This is a genomic window from Legionella santicrucis (assembly GCF_001468135.1).
GTDB lineage: Bacteria > Pseudomonadota > Gammaproteobacteria > Legionellales > Legionellaceae > Legionella > Legionella santicrucis.
Genome location: NZ_LNYU01000074.1, coordinates 1 through 585, shown reverse-complemented (window position 1 = coordinate 585; position 585 = coordinate 1). Strand labels below are relative to the sequence as shown.

The window sequence follows — 585 nt, the reverse complement described above, 5'->3', positions numbered from 1 at the left end:
AGCAATTGCCTCAACATTTTTCCTTGCTCACGGATAAGGATTTAATTCAAGATTTTTTAGCTGTTTCTGAAAAAAATAAAGTAATAGGTACTGTTTTTGCTGATGATCCTAAGATGATGTTTTCTGATGTTTTAGCACAAAAAGCGCCTGGGGTATTGCATGCTTTACCAAAGCCAGAAACCAATCCTCTCAGTTTATTAGGACATTCCAAATCAGAAAAAGGTATTTGTCCTATGAGAGTTCAAAACTCGCATGTTTCATCCAATCACTTAATTAATAAATTGAATCAAGATGGACAATTGCCAACAGACCCAATTAATTTTGGACTATCAGAAGATATGGCTATCCAATTAGAAAACTTAAATTCTGACTTTTTAAACCGCCATTTCAAAGCAAAATCAGGACTTGAATCAGTAGATTGGGTGATTATTTTTAAAGAAGGTATTCTTTCTTTACATAAGGCAGATAGCAGTCATACAGAATATACAAAAGTAGCGGAAGAACTAGTCGAGTCACGCTTTAGTGCTTATAATCAAATAAAACAAATTAGTCATATCCCACTTCTGCTCTTAGAATTACTGCATG

The 585-nt window shown here is 33.8% G+C and carries 1 protein-coding gene; it reads left to right on the top strand.

Annotated features, from left to right (window positions below; all coding sequences use genetic code 11):
- The coding region (locus Lsan_RS22360) for a hypothetical protein (protein WP_162265606.1) at window positions 1–585 on the top strand (585 nt) is incomplete at both ends.